Annotated in this window: 20 protein-coding genes and 1 tRNA gene; 11 read left to right on the top strand and 10 right to left on the bottom strand. The window is 60.5% G+C overall.

The features are described from left to right. Positions 1-157: 157 nt before the first annotated feature. Positions 158-805 (bottom strand): lytic transglycosylase domain-containing protein, encoded by a 648-nt coding sequence (locus ACHMXK_RS19095; protein WP_397442097.1) that lies wholly within the window; start codon positions 803-805, stop codon positions 158-160. Next, positions 802-2,544: a proline--tRNA ligase gene (locus ACHMXK_RS19090; RefSeq protein ID WP_397442096.1), complete on the bottom strand. Its 1,743-nt coding sequence runs from the start codon at positions 2,542-2,544 to the stop codon at positions 802-804. The genes ACHMXK_RS19095 and ACHMXK_RS19090 overlap by 4 nt, the downstream gene beginning before the upstream one ends. A 103-nt stretch (positions 2,545-2,647) precedes the next feature. Here ACHMXK_RS19090 and ACHMXK_RS19085 point away from each other — a divergent pair, with 103 nt between their 5' ends. Both ACHMXK_RS19085 and ACHMXK_RS19080 read left to right on the top strand, forming a co-directional pair. Beyond that, positions 2,648-3,319 (top strand): RNA pyrophosphohydrolase, encoded by a 672-nt coding sequence (locus ACHMXK_RS19085; RefSeq protein WP_397442094.1) that lies wholly within the window; start codon positions 2,648-2,650, stop codon positions 3,317-3,319. Continuing rightward, positions 3,309-3,803, top strand: a complete 495-nt coding sequence (locus ACHMXK_RS19080; protein ID WP_397442093.1) for a CNP1-like family protein — start codon at positions 3,309-3,311, stop codon at positions 3,801-3,803. Before ACHMXK_RS19085 ends, ACHMXK_RS19080 begins: the two co-directional genes overlap by 11 nt. A gap of 3 nt (positions 3,804-3,806) precedes the next feature. Here the strand turns inward: ACHMXK_RS19080 and proB are convergent, their stop codons facing one another. The 4 genes from proB to rplU form a co-directional block, all read right to left on the bottom strand. Beyond that, positions 3,807-4,943, bottom strand: coding sequence for a glutamate 5-kinase (gene proB / locus ACHMXK_RS19075; protein WP_397442092.1), 1,137 nt, complete (start codon positions 4,941-4,943; stop codon positions 3,807-3,809). An 88-nt stretch (positions 4,944-5,031) separates the two neighbouring features. Then, positions 5,032-6,114: an Obg family GTPase CgtA gene (gene cgtA / locus ACHMXK_RS19070; protein WP_397442091.1), complete on the bottom strand. Its 1,083-nt coding sequence runs from the start codon at positions 6,112-6,114 to the stop codon at positions 5,032-5,034. Positions 6,115-6,233: 119 nt separating this feature from the next. Further along, positions 6,234-6,491 carry a 50S ribosomal protein L27 gene (gene rpmA, locus ACHMXK_RS19065; protein ID WP_397442090.1) on the bottom strand — a complete coding sequence of 86 codons (258 nt, stop codon included), beginning with the start codon at positions 6,489-6,491 and terminating at the stop codon, positions 6,234-6,236. 27 nt (positions 6,492-6,518) lie between these two features. Then, positions 6,519-6,830: a 50S ribosomal protein L21 gene (rplU, locus tag ACHMXK_RS19060; protein WP_011481797.1), complete on the bottom strand. Its 312-nt coding sequence runs from the start codon at positions 6,828-6,830 to the stop codon at positions 6,519-6,521. A 216-nt stretch (positions 6,831-7,046) separates the two neighbouring features. Here rplU and ACHMXK_RS19055 point away from each other — a divergent pair, with 216 nt between their 5' ends. From ACHMXK_RS19055 to ACHMXK_RS19015, 9 genes are all read left to right on the top strand, one after another. Next, positions 7,047-7,976, top strand: coding sequence for a polyprenyl synthetase family protein (locus tag ACHMXK_RS19055; protein ID WP_397442563.1), 930 nt, complete (start codon positions 7,047-7,049; stop codon positions 7,974-7,976). Between the two features lie 19 nt (positions 7,977-7,995). Then, positions 7,996-8,072: transfer RNA gene (locus ACHMXK_RS19050), tRNA-Pro, on the top strand. A gap of 135 nt (positions 8,073-8,207) precedes the next feature. Beyond that, positions 8,208-9,944: a type IV-A pilus assembly ATPase PilB gene (gene pilB, locus ACHMXK_RS19045; protein WP_397442089.1), complete on the top strand. Its 1,737-nt coding sequence runs from the start codon at positions 8,208-8,210 to the stop codon at positions 9,942-9,944. Positions 9,945-10,032: 88 nt separating this feature from the next. Beyond that, a complete protein-coding gene (locus ACHMXK_RS19040; protein WP_397442088.1) occupies positions 10,033-11,250 on the top strand; it encodes a type II secretion system F family protein in 1,218 nt (405 codons plus the stop codon). Further along, positions 11,250-12,110, top strand: coding sequence for a prepilin peptidase (locus tag ACHMXK_RS19035; protein WP_397442087.1), 861 nt, complete (start codon positions 11,250-11,252; stop codon positions 12,108-12,110). Before ACHMXK_RS19040 ends, ACHMXK_RS19035 begins: the two co-directional genes overlap by 1 nt. Positions 12,111-12,114: 4 nt before the next feature. Beyond that, a complete protein-coding gene (gene coaE / locus ACHMXK_RS19030) occupies positions 12,115-12,714 on the top strand; it encodes a dephospho-CoA kinase (RefSeq protein WP_397442086.1) in 600 nt (199 codons plus the stop codon). A gap of 38 nt (positions 12,715-12,752) precedes the next feature. Then, entirely contained in the window at positions 12,753-13,508 is a 756-nt protein-coding gene (gene zapD, locus ACHMXK_RS19025; protein ID WP_397442085.1) for a cell division protein ZapD, read from the top strand. Positions 13,509-13,547: 39 nt separating this feature from the next. Next, positions 13,548-13,763 carry a DNA gyrase inhibitor YacG gene (locus ACHMXK_RS19020; protein WP_397442084.1) on the top strand — a complete coding sequence of 72 codons (216 nt, stop codon included), beginning with the start codon at positions 13,548-13,550 and terminating at the stop codon, positions 13,761-13,763. Between the two features lie 53 nt (positions 13,764-13,816). Continuing rightward, on the top strand, positions 13,817-14,095 hold the full coding sequence (locus tag ACHMXK_RS19015) for a hypothetical protein (RefSeq protein ID WP_397442083.1): 279 nt from the start codon (positions 13,817-13,819) through the stop codon (positions 14,093-14,095). A gap of 59 nt (positions 14,096-14,154) precedes the next feature. Here the strand turns inward: ACHMXK_RS19015 and grxD are convergent, their stop codons facing one another. From grxD to hemA, 4 genes are all read right to left on the bottom strand, one after another. Then, the gene (gene grxD, locus ACHMXK_RS19010) at positions 14,155-14,475 is read right to left on the bottom strand and encodes a Grx4 family monothiol glutaredoxin (RefSeq protein ID WP_397442082.1); all 321 of its coding nucleotides are present in this window, start codon (positions 14,473-14,475) and stop codon (positions 14,155-14,157) included. A 105-nt stretch (positions 14,476-14,580) separates the two neighbouring features. Next, positions 14,581-15,444, bottom strand: a complete 864-nt coding sequence (prmC, locus tag ACHMXK_RS19005; RefSeq protein ID WP_397442081.1) for a peptide chain release factor N(5)-glutamine methyltransferase — start codon at positions 15,442-15,444, stop codon at positions 14,581-14,583. Between the two features lie 87 nt (positions 15,445-15,531). Continuing rightward, positions 15,532-16,650, bottom strand: a complete 1,119-nt coding sequence (gene prfA, locus ACHMXK_RS19000) for a peptide chain release factor 1 (protein ID WP_397442080.1) — start codon at positions 16,648-16,650, stop codon at positions 15,532-15,534. A 98-nt stretch (positions 16,651-16,748) separates the two neighbouring features. Further along, the gene (gene hemA, locus ACHMXK_RS18995) at positions 16,749-18,029 is read right to left on the bottom strand and encodes a glutamyl-tRNA reductase (RefSeq protein WP_397442079.1); all 1,281 of its coding nucleotides are present in this window, start codon (positions 18,027-18,029) and stop codon (positions 16,749-16,751) included. Positions 18,030-18,121 lie beyond the last annotated feature (92 nt).

Here is an 18,121-nt window from a genome sequence, read left to right as displayed (position 1 = left end):
TGGCTATCCTGAATTTGGCGAGGGACAGAAAGACCACATTTAGTCGGCCTGATGGGCCTCCCGGTTGGGTCGAAAGTACTCAAAAGAGGGAGCGGCTGGCACAGCTTGTACCGGGCTGGCCGGACTAGCAGGCAAACGGGTTCGCCGCAAAGCGGGTTTAACGCCCGTTAAATTCCCAGAGTTTTCGTGCGCCCAGCACGGCGTCCGGGTAGACCGCCTTGCCGCGCGAGCCGTTGTAACGGCCCAGGCCCAGGAACAGGTCGCCTTTTTCACGGTCCAGGTAGTGGCGCAGGATCACGCAGCCAAAACGCAGATTGGTCTGCATGTGAAACAGCTTGCCGGCGTCGCCGTCGCCAATCACGCGTGTCCAGAAGGGCATGACCTGCATGTAGCCGCGTGCGCCCACCGGGCTGACCGCGAACTTGCGAAAGTTGCTTTCAACCTGGACCAGGCCCAGCACCAGCGCAACGTCCAGTCCCGCGCGTTTGCTTTCGTACCAGACGGTCTGCAAAAACTCCTTGCGGATTTGCCACTCGGGCTTTTTCTTCTTGAGCCGCTCGCTCATGGCGCCCAGCCAGCGCAAATAGGCCAGGCGGGTTTCGGTGTCGTTGAACTCGGGCACCGGCGGTGCGCGGCTGAGAACCGCTGAACTCAGCGCGCTGCGGACCGAGTCGATCAGCGGTTCTTCAATTTGTGCACCGGCCCTGCTTTGCTCTGAAAACAAGAGCAACAAACCGCCGGCAGACAAGGACTGCAGGCACTTTCGCCTTGTGGTGTGGGCTGGGTTCAGCGCCAGCACCTTCATGCGGCCAGTTTGCCCTTCAGGAGGGCCAGGACCTCGTTCACGCCCATCTTGCTGGCTTCGGTGTCGCGGCGATGCTGGTACTCGACATGCCCTTCCTTGAGCCCGCGGTCACCGATGGTGACGCGGTGTGGCACACCGATCAGTTCCCAGTCGGCAAACATGGCGCCGGGGCGCTCGCCGCGGTCGTCGAGGATCACGTCCACGCCAGCGCCCAGCAATTCGCTGTAGAGCTTGTCCGCTGCGACCTGGACATCAGGGAAGCGGTCTGGACTGATAGGACACAACACCACGGTGAAGGGGGCAATCGAATCTGGCCAGATGATGCCCTTGTCGTCGTGGTTTTGCTCGATGGCGGCGGCCGGCAGGCGGGTGATGCCAATGCCGTAACAACCCATTTCCAGGAACTGCGGCTTGCCGTTTTCGCCGAGAAAAGTCGCGTTCATGGCCTGGCTGTATTTGGTGCCCAGGTAAAACACATGGCCGACTTCGATGCCGCGCTCAATCGCCAACACACCTTTGCCGTCGGGCGAGGCGTCGCCCGCCACCACATTGCGCAGGTCGGCCACCAGTTCGGGCTCGGGCAGGTCACGGCCCCAGTTGACCCCGGTGGTGTGGAAATCGATTTCGTTGGCACCGCAGACCCAGTCGGCCAGCGCTGCCACTTCGCGATCCACCACCAGCTTGACCGGTTTTTGCAGGTTCAACGGGCCCAGGTAGCCCGGCTTGCAGCCAAAGTGGTCCTCGATCTCGGGCAGGGTGGCAAAGCGGAAATCCGCCAGGCCGGGCACCTTGCCGACCTTGACTTCGTTCATGTCGTGGTCGCCGCGCAGCAGCAGCAGCCAGACCTGGGTCTTGATAATCTTGCCGGTTTCATCCAGCGTGTCGGTCGCCAGCACCAGCGATTTGACCGTCGTCTCCAGCGGAATGGACAACAGTTCTGCCACCTCGGCGCAAGTGGCTTTGCCCGGAGTCGCCGTTTTGGTCATGGCTTGTGTGGCTGCCTTGCGCTCGCCCTGCGGCGGCAGTGCTTCGGCTTTTTCCATGTTGGCGGCGTAGTCGCTGCCGGGGCAATAAACGATGGCGTCCTCGCCGGTGGCGGCAATCACCTGGAACTCTTCGCTCAGGTCGCCACCAATGGCACCGCTGTCGGCGGCCACGGCGCGGTAGGTCAGGCCAAAACGGTCAAAAATCCGGCGGTAAGCGGTGGCCATGACCTGGTAGCTGGCCTTGGCCGAGGCTTGGTCGCGGTCAAAGCTGTAGGCGTCTTTCATGATGAACTCACGCCCACGCATCAGGCCAAAACGTGGACGGCGTTCGTCGCGGAACTTGGTCTGGATTTGGTACAGGTTTTTCGGCAGTTGTTTGTAGCTGCGGATGTCCTGGCGCATCACGTCGGTGATGACTTCTTCGCTGGTCGGCTGGACCACAAAGTCGCGGCCATGCCGGTCCTTGATACGCAGCAGCTCAGGGCCCATCTTGTCGAAGCGGCCGGTTTCCTGCCAGAGTTCGGCCGGCTGGATCACCGGCATGCTCATTTCGACGGCGCCGGCGCGGTTCATTTCCTCGCGCACGATGGCCTCGACCTTGCGGATCACACGCAAGCCCATGGGCATGTAGTTGTAGATGCCGGCGCCCAGTTTTTTGATCAGGCCGGCACGCATCATCAGCTGGTGGCTGACCACCTCGGCATCGGCTGGCGCTTCCTTTAGGGTGGAAATGAAGAACTGGGAGGCTTTCATGGGCGATTTATTTGGGTTGTAGCACTGGAGTCGCCGCTGCAGGCTTGGCGCGGTGGCCTTCGCTGTGCATAATGGACTCAGTTTAAAAAATTGAGGTTTGATTATGCTTGACCGGGACGGCTTTCGGCCCAACGTCGGCATCATCTTGCTCAACCAGAGAAGTCAGGTATTTTGGGGCAAACGTATCCGTACCCACTCGTGGCAGTTTCCGCAGGGTGGCATTGATCGGGGCGAAAATCCCGAGCAGGCCATGTTCCGCGAGCTGCATGAGGAAGTGGGGCTGATGCCGCAACATGTGCAGGTGCTTGCCCGTACCCGGGACTGGTTGCGCTATGAGGTGCCTGACCGGTTTATCCGCCGCGATGCGCGTGGACATTACAAAGGCCAGAAACAAATCTGGTTCCTGCTGCAACTGGTCGGTCACGACTGGGATTTGAACCTGCGCGCCACAGATCATCCGGAGTTCGACGCCTGGCGTTGGAACGACTACTGGGTGCCGCTGGATGTGGTGGTGGAGTTCAAACGCGGCGTCTATGAAATGGCTTTGACCGAGCTGTCGCGTTTTGTGCCGCGTGTCGATACACGTTTCGAGCCGCGCCCGGATCACCGCAACCGTTATTTACGCGGCGGCATGCGTCAGCGCGACCCGGGCGAGGCGGGGATGGAGCATCATGGGCTGCCCGGTGCGTCTTTTGAATTGCCACCTGGTGCGACTTTTGAACCCGACCCGCAAACTAGCATGGCGGCGTCCACCCATGAAAAACATGAGCATTAAACCGCTGGCTTTGGCCTGTTTGCTATGCCTGTCCGTATCAGCCTGGGCGCAACGCGATGTGGAGGCGATGGACTGGAAGGAAAGCGAGGTCCCGCCGCCACCGGCCTATGACCTCAAGAAATTGCTGACGTTTGAGGTCTCGCCGAATTCATCGCTGGTGTACGGCGTGGACCCGGCGGCCCTGCGCATCACGGGTGATGGCGTGGTTCGCTACGTGATGGTGGCCAGCAGTGCCAGCGGCGCGCGCAATGTGTTTTACGAGGGATTGCGCTGCGCCACCGGCGAGTTCAAGACCTATGCGCGCCAAAGCCCGGAGGGTGTGTGGCGCCAGGTGGAGAACGCCGAATGGCGCTCGGTGTTTGACAACATGCCGTCCAAATACGCGCTGCAGTTTGCCAGGGCCGGTGCTTGCGACAGTGCTGCGCCAGCGTCGTCGGTCAATGAGATTGTTCGCCAGCTCAAGGCCGGCCGCTTCAACCGCTAAAAATTAGCCGGTAAGAACCAGGTTGGTCCGGTGGATCATTTCCGCTTCACCGGTGTAACCCAGCAGCTTTTCAAACTCCGCTGAAGGCTTGCGGCAGATCAGCCTGGCTTCGGCGCTGGCGTAATTGGCCAGCCCGCGGGCGATTTCGCTGCCATCGGCAGTCTGCACTGCAATCACGTCGCCCCGGGAGAACTCACCCTGCACAGCGGTCATGCCGATGGGCAGCAGGCTTTTACCTTCATCGCGCACCTTGGCGGCGGCACCGGCGTCGACCGTGACTGCGCCGCGCAGCTGCAGGTGATCGGCCATCCATTGTTTGCGGGCCTGGTTTTTGGCCGTCTGGGCTACCAGCAGCGTGCCTATGGCTTCGCCTTGTGACAGGCGGATCAGGGCGTTGGGCTCGCGGCCCCAGGCAATCACGGTGGAGGCGCCGGAGCCGGCGGCGCGTTTGGCTGCCAGGATTTTGGTGATCATGCCGCCCTTGCCTATGCTGGAGCCGGCGCCGCCCGCCATGGCTTCCAGCGCGGGGTCGCCGGCGCTGGCTTCGTGGATAAAGCGGGCGGTCGGGTCTTTGCGCGGGTCGGCGCTGTACAGGCCTTTCTGGTCGGTCAGTATGACCAGCGCGTCGGCCTCCACCAGGTTGGCGACCAGCGCGCCCAGGGTGTCGTTGTCGCCGAACTTGATTTCGTCGTTGACCACGGTGTCGTTCTCGTTGATGACCGGCACCACGCCCAGCTGCAACAAAGTCAGCAGGGTGGAGCGGGCATTGAGGTAACGTTCGCGGTCGGCCAGGTCGGCATGGGTCAGCAGCACCTGGGCGCTGCCGACGCCGTTGTCGCGCAACTGGCTTTCGTAGACCTGAACCAGGCCCATTTGTCCGACGGCTGCGGCGGCCTGCAACTCGTGGATGGCTTTGGGGCGGGTGGCCCAGCCCAGGCGTTTCATGCCCTCGGCGATGGCGCCGCTGCTGACCATGATGACTTCACGCCCGCCTTTGACCAGCAGCGCCAGTTGCTGGCACCACTGGCCGATGGCGTCGGCATCCAGGCCCCGACCTTCGTCGGTCACCAGGCTGGAGCCGACTTTGACCACAATGCGCTTGGCGTTGAGAAGAACCTGGGAACCTGTTTTTTCGTGCATGTTCAGGTGTTTTAGTGCTCTAGCCCTTTACCTACGGGCGCAAGCAGCTATTGTTTATGTAGCAAAACCGGGAAAAGCCAGAACACTGTCAGTCGGCCGCCGGCTCGGGGGGCAGATCGGCAAAGCGCGGATCGATTTCTTCCGGCTCCTGTTCGCTTTTCTGCACACTTTTGACGTGCTGGTAAATCGTCTTGATCAGGTGTTCGCAGCCTTCGCGGGTCAAGGCCGATATTTCGAACACCGGGCCTTTGAACTTGAAGCGTTTGACAAAATCCTTGACGAGTGCGGCACGTTTGTCCGCGTCCACCATGTCGAGCTTGTTAAGCACCAGCCAGCGCGGCTTGTCGTAGAGCGCGGCGTCGTATTTTTTCAGCTCGCCCACAATAGCCTTGGCCTGGGCGACCGGGTCCACACCCTCGTCAAACGGGGCCATGTCCACAATGTGCAGCAACAAACGGGTGCGCTGCAGATGGCGCAAAAACAGATGGCCCAGACCGGCGCCTTCGGAGGCGCCTTCAATCAGGCCGGGCAAATCCGCGACCACAAAACTTTGTTCGGGGCCGACACGCACCACACCCAGGTTGGGGTGCAGGGTGGTGAAGGGGTAGTCGGCGATGCGCGGCCTGGCGTTGGAAACCGCCGAAATGAAGGTGGATTTGCCGGCGTTGGGCATGCCCAGCAGGCCGACGTCGGCCAGCACTTTGAGTTCGAGTTTGAGGCTTTTGCGCTCGCCGGGCCAGCCGGGCGTCTTGGTGCGCGGTGCGCGGTTGGTCGAGCTTTTGAAACGCAGGTTGCCAAAACCGCCGTCGCCACCCTTGGCGATCAGCACTTCCTCGCCCGGCACCAGCAGTTCATACAGAACCTCGCCGGTTTCGGCGTCGCTCAGGATGGTGCCCACCGGCATTTTGAGCATGATGTCGTCGCCCTTGGCGCCAAACATGTCCGAGCCCATGCCGTGTTCGCCCTTGCGGGCTTCGTGCCGGCGCGAGAAGCGGAAGTCCACCAGGGTGTTCAGGTTGATATCCGCAACCGCGTAAATATGCCCGCCGCGCCCACCGTCACCACCGTTCGGACCACCGAATTCTTTGTATTTTTCGTGGCGAAAGGAGACGCAGCCACTCCCGCCATCGCCTGCAGCGATGTCAATATAGGCTTCGTCAACAAATTTCATGATTTGAATAGGTGTCCGGCAGCGGGGCTGCCCGATATCCTGAGGATAGTTTAAATAAGCAAAGCCAAAACAACAAAGCCCCGACCAAGCGGGGCTTCGATGCCATCGAAGTGATCAGCTTACGCTGGGGTCACGTTGACAGTGTGCTTGTTCAGCGAGCCTTTGGTCGAGAAGGAAACCTCGCCCTCGACCAGTGCAAACAAGGTGTGATCCTTGCCGATGCCGACGTTGGTGCCCGGATGGAACTTGGTGCCACGCTGGCGCACAATGATGCTGCCTGCGCTGATCACTTCGCCGCCAAACTTCTTGACGCCCAACATCTTGGGCTTGGAATCGCGCCCGTTTCGCGTAGAGCCGCCGCCTTTTTTCTGTGCCATTTTTCGTTACTCCTGGTACTTCCCTGCTTAACCGACGATGGCGCCGATTTGCAGTTCAGTGAAGTTTTGCCGGTGACCCTGGCGTTTTTGGTAGTGCTTGCGACGGCGCATTTTGAAAATGCGCACTTTGTCGTGCCTGCCATGGGACAGTACTGTGACTGTGACAGTTGCGCCGGACACCAAGGGCGTACCAACCTTGATTGCACTGCCTTCGCCGACAGCCAATACCTGGTCAATAACGATCTCTTGGCCTACGTCCGCAGCAATCTGTTCTACTTTAATTTTTTCTCCAGCAGCAACTTTGTATTGTTTGCCGCCGGTTTTTATGACCGCGTACATGTGAGACCTCGTAAATTGAGTTCTGCGGACGGATTTCCACAGAGCCTTATATTCTAGCACGGCACAGATATTTCGTCCATGCGCCGCCATCGGCCCGAATTTCCGGGGAGCGCGAAGGGCGCTTGCTTCCTATAATTCCTGAAATTTCATGTCTGGACCGTTTTGTCTGTAAATTCTTCTAGCACCGCCGCAGCGCTGGCCCTGATTGCCGGCGACATGCGCGCCATGGATGTGGTGATCGAGCAACGTCTCAGCTCCGAGGTGTTGTTGGTCAGCCAAGTGTCTCAGTACATCGTTGCCGCCGGCGGCAAACGCCTGCGCCCCGCGCTTTTACTGCTGATGTGCGGCGCCCTGGGTTACCAGGGCGAACAGCGTTTCAACCTGGCGGCCGTGGTCGAGTTCATACACACCGCCACCTTGTTGCACGACGATGTGGTGGATGAGTCCACCTTGCGCCGTGGTCGGGCGACCGCCAATGCGGCTTTTGGCAACCCGGCCAGCGTTTTGGTGGGGGATTTTCTGTATTCCCGTGCCTTCCAGATGATGGTGGACGCGGGTGATATGCGCATCATGCAGACCCTGGCCGAGGCAACCAACATCATTGCCGAAGGCGAGGTCTTGCAGTTGATGAACATGCATGACGCCAGCTTGTCGGAAGAGGGCTATTTGCGCGTGATCCGCTCCAAGACCGCCAAGCTGTTTGAGGCCAGTGCGCGTCTGGCGGCCTTGCTGGCCAAGGCCCCGGCCGACATCGAGCGTGCTTGTGCCGATTACGGGCAGGCGCTGGGAACGGCTTTCCAGGTGATCGATGATGTGCTGGACTACGACGGGGATGCCGCTGAAATGGGCAAAAACCTCGGTGACGATTTGCGTGAAGGCAAGGCCACGCTGCCGTTAATCATCGCGATGCAGCGCGGCACGGCCGCTGAGCAGGGCATCATCCGCCACGCCATAGAAACTGGCGGAACCGAGCAACTGCCGCAGATTGTGGCCATCGTCAGGCAGACCGGCGCCCTGCAGGCGACCCGCGATGCCGCAGCGGCGGAAGCGCAGCGCGCCATCCAGGCCCTGGCTGTATTTGGACACAATCCCTACAGTGAGGCCTTGCTACAATTGGCTTCTCAACTGCTGCAGCGCCGCTCCTGAGCGCTGATTCAGCACTTGTCGGGGTGTAGCTTAGCCTGGTAGAGCGCTACGTTCGGGACGTAGAGGCCGGAGGTTCGAATCCTCTCACCCCGACCATCTCCCGCTCTTTTTTCTCCCCGTTTCTGCTGTCTTTTGTCTTCGTTCCAACACCGGACGGGACGCAAAGTGCTTTTCGATTTACACCACTTGCGCTATCGGCGATGATGCTTGTTTGAGGGAGATTCGCAGGACATGGCAGCTGTTGATACCGTGGTTAACGCGCCCGCTTCGCTGGCTTTGCCCGGCTTGGGCCGGGCATTGGTGGTTGCCGGCAAGCTTGGCCAGAAAGCTGCAGAAGACATTTTCCGCAAGGCCCAAAGCGGCCGCACAAGCTTTATCGCTGAACTCACGGGTTCCGGTGCGGTGTCCCCGTCGGATCTGGCGCACACCATGTCCACCGCGTTTGCGGCCCCCCTTCTCGATCTTGACGCGATAGACATCCAGCGGCTGCCCAAGGGCTTGCTGGACGCCAAGATCTGTCAGGCCTACCGCATTGTGGTTTTGAGCAAACGCAACAACCGCTTGATTGTTGCCACGGCAGATCCGTCCGATCAAGAGGCTGCGGAAAAAATCAAGTTTTCCACGCAAATGGGCGTGGACTGGATCATTGCCGAATACGACAAGTTGTCCAAAATGGTGGAGGCGTCCGCCGCCACAGCGGCCGAAGCCATGGACAGCATCATTGGTGACGACTTCGAATTTGACGAGGCCAGCGCGGAAGCGGCCAGTGTCGATAACAGCGACACCAGCGTGTCCGAGGTCGAAGATGCGCCTGTCGTCAAGTTCCTGCACAAGATGCTGCTGGATGCCTTCAGCATGCGGGCTTCGGATTTGCATTTCGAGCCCTACGAGCACACCTACCGGGTGCGTTTTCGCATTGATGGCGAATTGCGTGAAATTGCGTCACCGCCGGTGGCCATCAAGGAAAAACTGGCATCACGCATCAAAGTTATTTCCAAGATGGATATCTCGGAAAAGAGGGTCCCGCAAGACGGCAAGATGAAGCTGAAGATCGGACCCGACCGCGTGATCGATTTCCGGGTCAGTACCTTGCCCACGATGTTTGGCGAAAAAATCGTGATCCGTATTCTGGACCCCAGCAGTGCCAAACTTGGCATTGACGCGTTGGGCTACGAGCCGATTGAAAAGGAGCGCCTGCTCAACGCCGTTCAGCGCCCCTATGGCATGGTGCTGGTGACGGGACCCACAGGCTCCGGAAAAACCGTGTCGCTGTACACCTGCCTGAACATTCTGAACAAGCCCGGTGTCAACATCGCGACCGCAGAAGACCCGGCGGAAATCAACTTGCCGGGCGTGAACCAGGTCAGCATGAACGACAAGGCCGGGTTGACTTTTTCCGTGGCCTTGAAGGCATTCTTGCGCCAGGATCCCGACATCATCATGGTTGGCGAAATTCGTGATCTGGAAACAGCGGAAATTTCCATCAAGGCCGCGCAAACCGGTCACCTGGTTTTGTCCACGCTGCATACCAATGATGCGCCGGCGACCCTGACACGGCTGCGCAACATGGGGATTGCCCCCTTCAACATTGCGTCCAGTGTGATCCTGATCACGGCCCAGCGCCTGGCGCGGCGCCTGTGTCCCAATTGCAAGGCGCCCGCGGATATTCCGCGCGAAACCTTGCTGGACGCTGGCTTCAAGGAAGACGACGTCGACGGTTCCTGGACGCCGTATCGGCCAGTGGGGTGCTCCATGTGCAACAACGGCTACAAAGGCCGGGTCGGCATCTACCAGGTGATGCCCATCACAGATGAAATCCAGAGGATCATTTTGCGTGACGGCAGTGCCCTGGAAATTGCCGAGCAGGCGGAACGCGAAGGTGTCAAAAGCCTGCGCGGCGCGGGTTTGCAAAAAGTTAAGATCGGCATGACTTCGCTGGAAGAAGTGTTGGGTTGCACCAATGTTTGAGCCGATATCGCTCGCAAGCCTAGCCCATCGTGCCGCAGACCGTTTCAAGGTCCCACCATTCCGTTCGTATTAGCAAGAAGAAGGCAACATGGCAACTGCATCATCCCGAGACATCAAGGAGTTTGTCTTCGAATGGGAAGGCAAGGATCGCAATGGCAAACAGGTGCGGGGCGAAACCCGTGCAGTGGGCGAAAACCAGGTCAAGGCATCCTTGCGTCGGCAAGGTGTGTTCCTGACCAAAATCAAGAAACGCCGCATGCGCTCCGGCAAGTCCATCAAACCCAAGGATATTGCCATCTTTACCCGTCAGCTGGCCACCATGATGAAAGCCGGCGTACCGCTTTTGCAGGCCTTTGACATTGTTGGTCGCGGCAATGCCAATGCCAGCGTGACCAAGCTGCTCAACGACGTCCGCACCGATGTGGAAACCGGCACGTCCCTGAGTGCGGCCTTTCGCAAATACCCCTTGTACTTCAATGCGCTGTATTGCAACCTGGTGGAGGCAGGCGAGGCCGCCGGTATCCTGGAGCAGTTGCTGGACCGTCTCGCGGTGTACATGGAAAAAACCGAGGCGATCAAATCCAAGATCAAGTCGGCCTTGATGTACCCGACCTCGGTGGTGGTGGTCGCGTTTGTCGTGGTCGCCGTGATCATGATTTTTGTGATCCCGGCGTTCAAAGAAGTGTTTACCTCTTTCGGCGCCGACCTGCCGGCGCCCACGCTGTTTGTGATGGCCATCAGCGAATTTTTTGTGGCGTATTGGTGGCTGATTTTTGGGGGCATTGGTGGAGGCCTTTATTTTTTCATGCAGGCCTGGCGGCGCAATGAAAAAATGCAGCGTTTCATGGACCGGCTTCTGCTGAAAGTGCCGGTATTTGGCGCCTTGATAGAAAAGTCCTGTATTGCGCGCTGGACGCGGACCTTGTCCACCATGTTTGCAGCCGGTGTGCCGCTGGTGGAGGCCTTGGACTCCGTGGGCGGCGCCTCTGGCAATTCGCTATACGCTGACGCTACTTTGAAAATCCAGCAGGAAGTTTCGACCGGCACCAGCCTGACGGCGGCCATGGGCAATGCCAACCTGTTTCCGACCATGGTGTTGCAGATGTGTGCAATTGGAGAAGAGTCGGGCTCGGTGGACCACATGCTGGGCAAGGCCGCGGATTTTTATGAAGCCGAGGTGGATGAAATGGTGGCCGGTTTGTCCAGCCTGATGGAGCCCATCATCATCGTTTTTCTGGGCACACTGATTGGCGGTATCGTGGTCTCCATGTACCTGCCAATCTTCAAGCTGGGTCAAGTGGTTTGATGTCGGGTCTGGTAACTGGGTGGCCTTCGGGCCTGGATGCCGTTTTGGCCGGCATCCTGGGGTTGCTGATTGGCAGCTTTTTAAACGTCGTCATCTATCGACTGCCGAAAATGATGGAGCAGCAGTGGGCGCAGGAATATGCCGAGATGGCCGGCAAGGTCCCCGAGAACACTCAAAAATTCAATTTGCTGCTGCCCCGGTCGCGCTGTTCGAGTTGTGGGCACGTGATCCGCTGGTATGAAAACATTCCCATCCTGAGTTATGTTTTTCTCAAGGGGAAATGTGCTGTCTGCGGCACCCCCTTCGGCTTGCGTTACCCGCTGGTGGAGGCCGCAACTGGCGCCGTGTTTTTCTTCTGCGCTTGGCGCTGGGGCCTGACGTTCACCGGGCTGGCCTGGTGTGGTTTTGCGGCGGCTTTGATGGCATTGGCGCTGATTGACTGGGACACCACCTTGCTGCCGGACGACATCACCTTGCCCTTGTTGTGGGCGGGGTTGATTGTGGCGGCCCTGGGCTGGAATCCTGGCGTGAGCCTGAGCCAGGCCGTGTGGGGTGCCGTGGCCGGTTATTTGTCGCTGTGGCTGGTGTATTGGGCCTTCAAACTGGTGACTGGCAAAGAGGGTATGGGGTATGGCGATTTCAAGCTGTTTGCGGCTCTGGGCGTCTGGTTCGGCTGGTCGGCCCTGGTCCCCATGATTTTGATGGCGTCGGTGATAGGCGCGGTGGTGGGCATCGCCATGAAGTTTTCAAACGGTTTGCGTGAAGGGGGTTATGTGCCTTTTGGCCCCTTTTTGGCCGGTGCGGGGCTGACGGCCATGGTGTTTGGCCCCGAGTCCATTCTGCGTTTTATCGGGTTGTAAGACGATGGCGGCGCTGCGTGTGGGATTGACAGGCGGGATTGGCAGCGGCAAAAGCACAGTCGCCAGGATGCTGGCAGATAGCGGCGCCGTGGTGATTGATTCCGATGCCATTGCGCGCCAGACCACGGCGTCGGGCGGGGCCGCCATAGCCCTGATCGCACAACAGTTTGGCGCCGGCTTCATCACGCCGGAGGGCGCCATGGACCGCGACAAAATGCGCCAGCTGGTTTTCAGTGATGCCGGTGCCAAGACCAGGCTGGAGGCCATTGTGCATCCGCTGGTCGGCGCGGAAACCGCTCGCCAGGCGGCACAGGCGGACAGTGCCTGCATCGTTTTTGATGTTCCTTTGCTGGTCGAGTCTGGCCGCTGGCGGCCACGACTGGACCGGGTGCTGGTGGTGGATTGCAGCGAGGAAACACAAATCAGCCGTGTGATGGCGCGTAACGGCTGGGCGCGCGAGGCGGTGGCGCAGGTCATGGCCGGTCAGGCCAGCCGCCAGCAGCGGTTGGCGGCCGCCGATGTCTGCATTTACAACGACGCGTCCATGTCCTTGCCGGCCTTGGCGCTGCTGGTGCGGCAATTGGCTCAGCGCTTCGGGCTATGATGGGCGAACAAACAACCCGCTGAAAAAGATATATCGCAGTGATTCTTTACGAGTATCCCTTCAACGAACGCATTCGCACCTATTTGCGCCTCGAGCATTTGTTTCACCGCCTGGGTGAACTGGCTGCGCGGGAGCATCCCACCGACCACCATTACGCCATCACCACGATTTTTGAGGTGATGGATGTGGCGGCCCGCGCGGATCTGAAGACCGATGTGCTCAAGGACCTCGACAAACAAAAACACGTGCTCAATGGTTATCGCGGCAACCCGGCGATTTCCGAAGCGGTGCTCGACGACGTCACTGCCCAGCTGGATGGTTGTTTTTCAGCCCTGAACACCCTGCCCGGAAAAGCCGGCCAATCCCTGACGGAAAACGACTGGCTGATGAGCATTCGCAGCCGCATCGGGATTCCCGGTGGCACTTGCGAATTTGATTTGCCAGCGTATTTCGCCTGGCAACACTTTGACGTGTCCACGCGCCAAAAGGATTTGCAGCGCTGGATCGCCACCCTGGTGCCGCTGGCCGAGTCGATCCGTATGTTGCTCAAATTGCTGCGTGATTCCGGCTCGCCGCAAAAAGTGGTGGCCACTGGCGGGCAGTACCAACAAACCCTGCCGCAAGGACGTACTTTCCAGTTGCTGCGCTTGCGCATCAACCCGGCCTTGGGGCTGATTCCCGAAATCAGCGGCAACCGCCTGATGGTTTCCGTCCGCATGATGCGCCACGAGAGCGACGACCGCTTGCATTCGGCAACGGACGACGCGGCCTTCGAGCTGACACTCTGTTCCTGAACCAAGCCCGCAGGCTTGTTGTAAGCTTGAGTTTCGATGATGAATTCAGAACCGCCAGAACCTCCAACGCCCAAAATCGTGGTGTGCCCCACCTGCAAGGGCCCCAGTGTGTACGCTCCCAGCAATCGTTTCCGTCCGTTTTGCTGTGAACGCTGCAAAAATATCGACCTGGGCGCCTGGGCCAGCGAAGACTTTCGCATGCCAGCCGATGCGCCACCGGATGACGAGGTGTTTGGGGATGCCAGACTGCAGTAGCTTGGCGTGCCGCATGCGGTGTTCAACCGCCTTAATAAAGGGAGGGGAAAACAATGAAAAACTGGATGATCCAGCCGCTCATGGCGATGAGCGCATCGGCCCTGTTGCTGGTAGGCGGCGCTGAAGCGCGCGCCCAGGCCTTAGAAGTGTTGAACCCGCCCACTCAAGTCAAAGCCGGTAAAAAACCAGCCAAAACCAAGGTGGCCGGACAAGGCAAAACCGCCAAGTTCATCCCCGGCTCGCAGGAAACCAAAAAGGAACGGTCGACGCGGCTCAAGCGTGAATGCAAGGGCCGCGTGAATGCCGGGGCCTGCGAAGGTTATACGGACTGAACCAGCGCGTAAGCGCTAAGAGCGAGCGGCCGCGCTGACGCGGCCGTGGTCAGGCAGATTCAGGCGGCGCTGGTGCCCAGCACCTGCTGCAGTTCGCCGTTCTGGTACATCTCCATCATGATGTCCGAGCCGCCTACAAATTCGCCTTTCACATACAGCTGGGGAATTGTGGGCCAGTTGCTGTATTCCTTGATGCCGTGGCGGATTTCTTCGTCTTCCAGCACGTTCACGGTGGCGGGTTTGGTCACGCCGCAAGCCTTGAGCACCTGAATCGCGCGGCCCGAAAAGCCGCACTGTGGGAACTGCGCTGTGCCTTTCATGAAGAGCACCACGTCATTGGCTTTGACGATCTGGTCTATGCGTTGCTGGGTAGCGTTCATTTCAGTTCCTTTGGAGGGGGCACGCGGTCACCGGTTCCACACCGGCCTGCGCCTGCCAACAGTCAATCAATAAATGGAAGTCAAAAGCAGGAAATCAATGCTTGATTATCCCGCTGTTTGTGGCGGGCTGCCGGCGTGGCCAGTCCAGCGACCGCCCGAACAACGGTTAATGCCGGCCAGGTCGGTCCGGTTTTGCACTTCAGTGAAGCCGTGTTGTGTCAGCAAAGCACACACGGCCTCGGCCTGGTCGTAACCATGTTCCAGCAGCAACCAGCCTTGCGGCAACAGGTGGGCGGTGGCTTGCGCAATGATGTGGCGGATATCGCTCAGGCCGTCGGGCCCGGCCGTCAGTGCCTGTAGCGGCTCATGGGCCAGGGCCGGCAAATGCGGGTCGGCGTCGGCCACATAAGGCGGGTTGCTGGCAATCAGGTGAAAGTGGCCGTCCACCTGGTCAAGCCAGCTGCCTTCGATGAAATGGATGGCCAACTGATGCTGGCTGGCGTTGGCGCGGGCCACGGCCAGGGCGTCCGTGCTGGTGTCCACCGCCGTGACGTCCAGGCTGGGCTGGCTGTTTTTCAGGGCCAGGGCAATCGCACCGCTGCCGGTGCCCAGGTCCAGCACGCGGGCCGCGGCCGGCAGGTCGGCCAGGCAATGCAGCGCCCACTCGACCAGGGTTTCGGTGTCGGGCCGCGGCACCAGCACGCGGGCATCCACCTGCAGCGTCATGCCGAAGAACTCCTTGCTGCCGACGATGTAGGCCAGCGGCTCGCCACTGGCGCGGCGCAGGCTGAGCTGTTGGAACTCTTGCGCGACTGCGTCCGGCAGCAGGTCTGTGTCATGTGCCAGCAGCCAGGCCCGGTCACTGTCCGGTTTGCCCAGTACGTGCAGCAGCAGCAACTGGGCGTCCAGGCGATCCAGTCCCAGGGTCTGGGCGGCGGTCAGCGCTTGTGTGCAGGTGAGGGTGGTCACAGGTGGGTGATTCGCTATAAAAATAGTAGCTGCTTGCGCCCGTTGAATAAGGGCTAGAGGCCAATTTAATGCATGAACAACCGGGATTCAACCGTTCAAGTCGGTTTCCAGCTCCGCCAGCAGTTCGGCGCCGCGCGCCACCTGCAGGGCGGTGACCACGTCGTCCAGGTCACCTTCCATGATGGCCAGCAGTTTGTACAGGGTCAGGTTGATGCGGTGGTCGGTCAGCCGGCCCTGGGGGAAGTTGTAGGTGCGTATGCGGTCGCTGCGGTCGCCGCTGCCGACCAGGCCCTTGCGCATGGCCGCGTCCTTGGCGGCGCGTTCGGAGCGGTCTTTTTCGTGGATGCGGGCGGTCAGCACTTTCAGCGCCTGGGCCTTGTTGCTGTGCTGGCTCCGGCCTTCCTGGCATTCGGCGACGATGCCGGTCGGGAGGTGGGTGATACGCACGGCCGAGTCGGTCTTGTTGATGTGCTGACCGCCGGCGCCGCTGGCGCGGTAAGTGTCTATGCGCAAGTCGGCCGGGTTGATCTTGATGGCCTCAAGTTCGTCGGGCTCGGGCAAGACCGCCACGGTGCAGGCGCTGGTGTGGATGCGGCCCTGGGTTTCGGTGGCCGGCACACGTTGTACGCGGTGCCCGCCCGACTCGAAACGCAGCTTGCCGTAAACGCCGGCACCCGTGTTGTCGGTGGCGCCGGCTATACGCAGCACCACCTCCTTGTAGCCGCCCAGCTCGCTCGACGATTCGCTGACAACCTCCACGGCCCAGCCTTTGCGTTCGGCGAAGCGGGTGTACATGCGAAACAAATCGCCCGCAAACAGCGCCGATTCGTCGCCGCCGGTGCCGGCGCGGATTTCGATAAAGGCCGGGCGGGCATCGTCCGGGTCCTTGGGGATCAGCATCAGCTGCAGGGCTTCGTCCAGGCTGGTGATGTCGGCCTCTGCCGCGGCGATTTCTTCCTCGGCCATGGCGGCCATCTCGGGGTCATCCTTGGCCTCGGCCAGCATGGCTTGTGCGCTGGCCAGGTCGGCCTCGCGCGCCGTCAGCCGCTGGTACTGGCCGACCACCACGCTGGCCTCGGCATGTTCACGCGTGAGGTTGCGAAAACGCTCCATGTTGCTGACCACGTCGCTGGCCGACAGCAAGGCATCCAGCTCATGCAGGCGGAAAATCTGGCGGTCCAGGGTTTGGCGGAGAAAGGGTTTCATCGGGAAAACGTCCGGGGGCAAAAACGGTGGGGACGGGCATCCGGCCAGGCCGGCGCCGCGGGAGCGGTCGACCTGACAAGCAGGTCCCGGCAGCGACGCTAACGCTCTTTGTTGGCTTTGGGCAGGCTGCCGCGCAAAAACAGGCGGGAGACGGTTTGTGCCGTGGCTTCGCGGCTGCCCGCATCACCGGCATGCAACTCGGCCAGGGTGCCGTGCAACATTTTTTGCGTCAGGCCGCGCGACAAGGCTTCGAGCACGGTGTCGACCGACTCGCCGCGCGCCAGCAGTTTTTTGGCGCGTGTGATTTCGGTCGCGCGCCACTCGTCGGTCTGCGCATTGAGCTGCTGGATCAGCGGCACGGTGCGCCTTTGGCCCATCCAGTGCATGAAGTTTTGCACGCCCGCATCGATGATGACCTCGGCCTGCGCCACGGCCGCCTGCCGGCTGTCCTTGCCGGTTTGCACCACGTGGGCCAGGTCGTCCACCGTGTACAGGTAGATATCGGGCAAGGCCTTGACCTCGGGCTCGATGTCGCGCGGCACGGCCAGGTCGACCATGAACATGGGCCGGTGTTTACGCAGCTTGACCGCGCGCTCCACCGCGCCCAGGCCGATGATGGGCAGGGTGCTGGCGGTGCAACTGATCACCGCGTCAAATTCGTGCAGGCGGCTGGGCAGGTCGGCCAGGCGCATGACTTCGGCGCCAAAACGGCTGGCGAGTTTTTCACCGCGCTCCAGGGTGCGGTTGGCCACCGTCATGGATTTGGGGTTTTTGGCGGCAAAGTGGGTGGCCGCAAGATCTATCATCTCGCCGGCACCGACAAACAAGATACGAATGTCGCTCAGGTTTTCAAACAGCTGGCCCGCCAGCCGCACCGAGGCGGCCGCCAGGCTGATGCTGTGTGCGCCTATCTCGGTGCTGGTGCGCACTTCCTTGGCTACGGCAAACGAGCGCTGGAACAACTGGTGCAAGGTAGAGCCCATGGCGCCCGCGTCTTCGGCGGCACGCACGGCATCTTTCATCTGGCCCAGAATCTGCGGCTCGCCCAGCACCATGGAGTCGAGTCCGCTGGCGACGCGAAACGCATGGCGCGCGGCCTGGTCGTTTTCCAGGGTGTAGGAATGGGAGCGCAGCAGGGCCGGCGAGACGCCGCCATGTTGCGCCAGCCATGCCAGCGTGTGCTCGAGGTCGGACCGCTCGCCGGCGCAATAAATCTCGGTGCGGTTGCAGGTCGACAGCAAGGTCGCCTCGGGCTGGCGCGCCAGGGAGGCGCGCAAGCCCGTCAAGGTCGGTGCGATCTGGTCGATGGCGAACGCAAAACGCCCGCGCAAATCGAGCGGTGCGGTGGTATGGTTGATGCCTAAGGCCCAGACTGACATCCTCCGATTATAAAATTGAAGAGAGGAGCCGGTGCTTACATTCTTTCAATCACCTTTGACGCCGGTCAAACCCTGGCGCGCCAGGCCTTTTC

Origin of the sequence: Polaromonas sp. UC242_47, from assembly GCF_044452385.1 — a bacterium.
GTDB lineage: Bacteria > Pseudomonadota > Gammaproteobacteria > Burkholderiales > Burkholderiaceae_C > Polaromonas.
The sequence above is the reverse complement of the archived record's forward strand: the minus strand, read 5'-3'. Positions and strand labels throughout refer to the sequence as shown.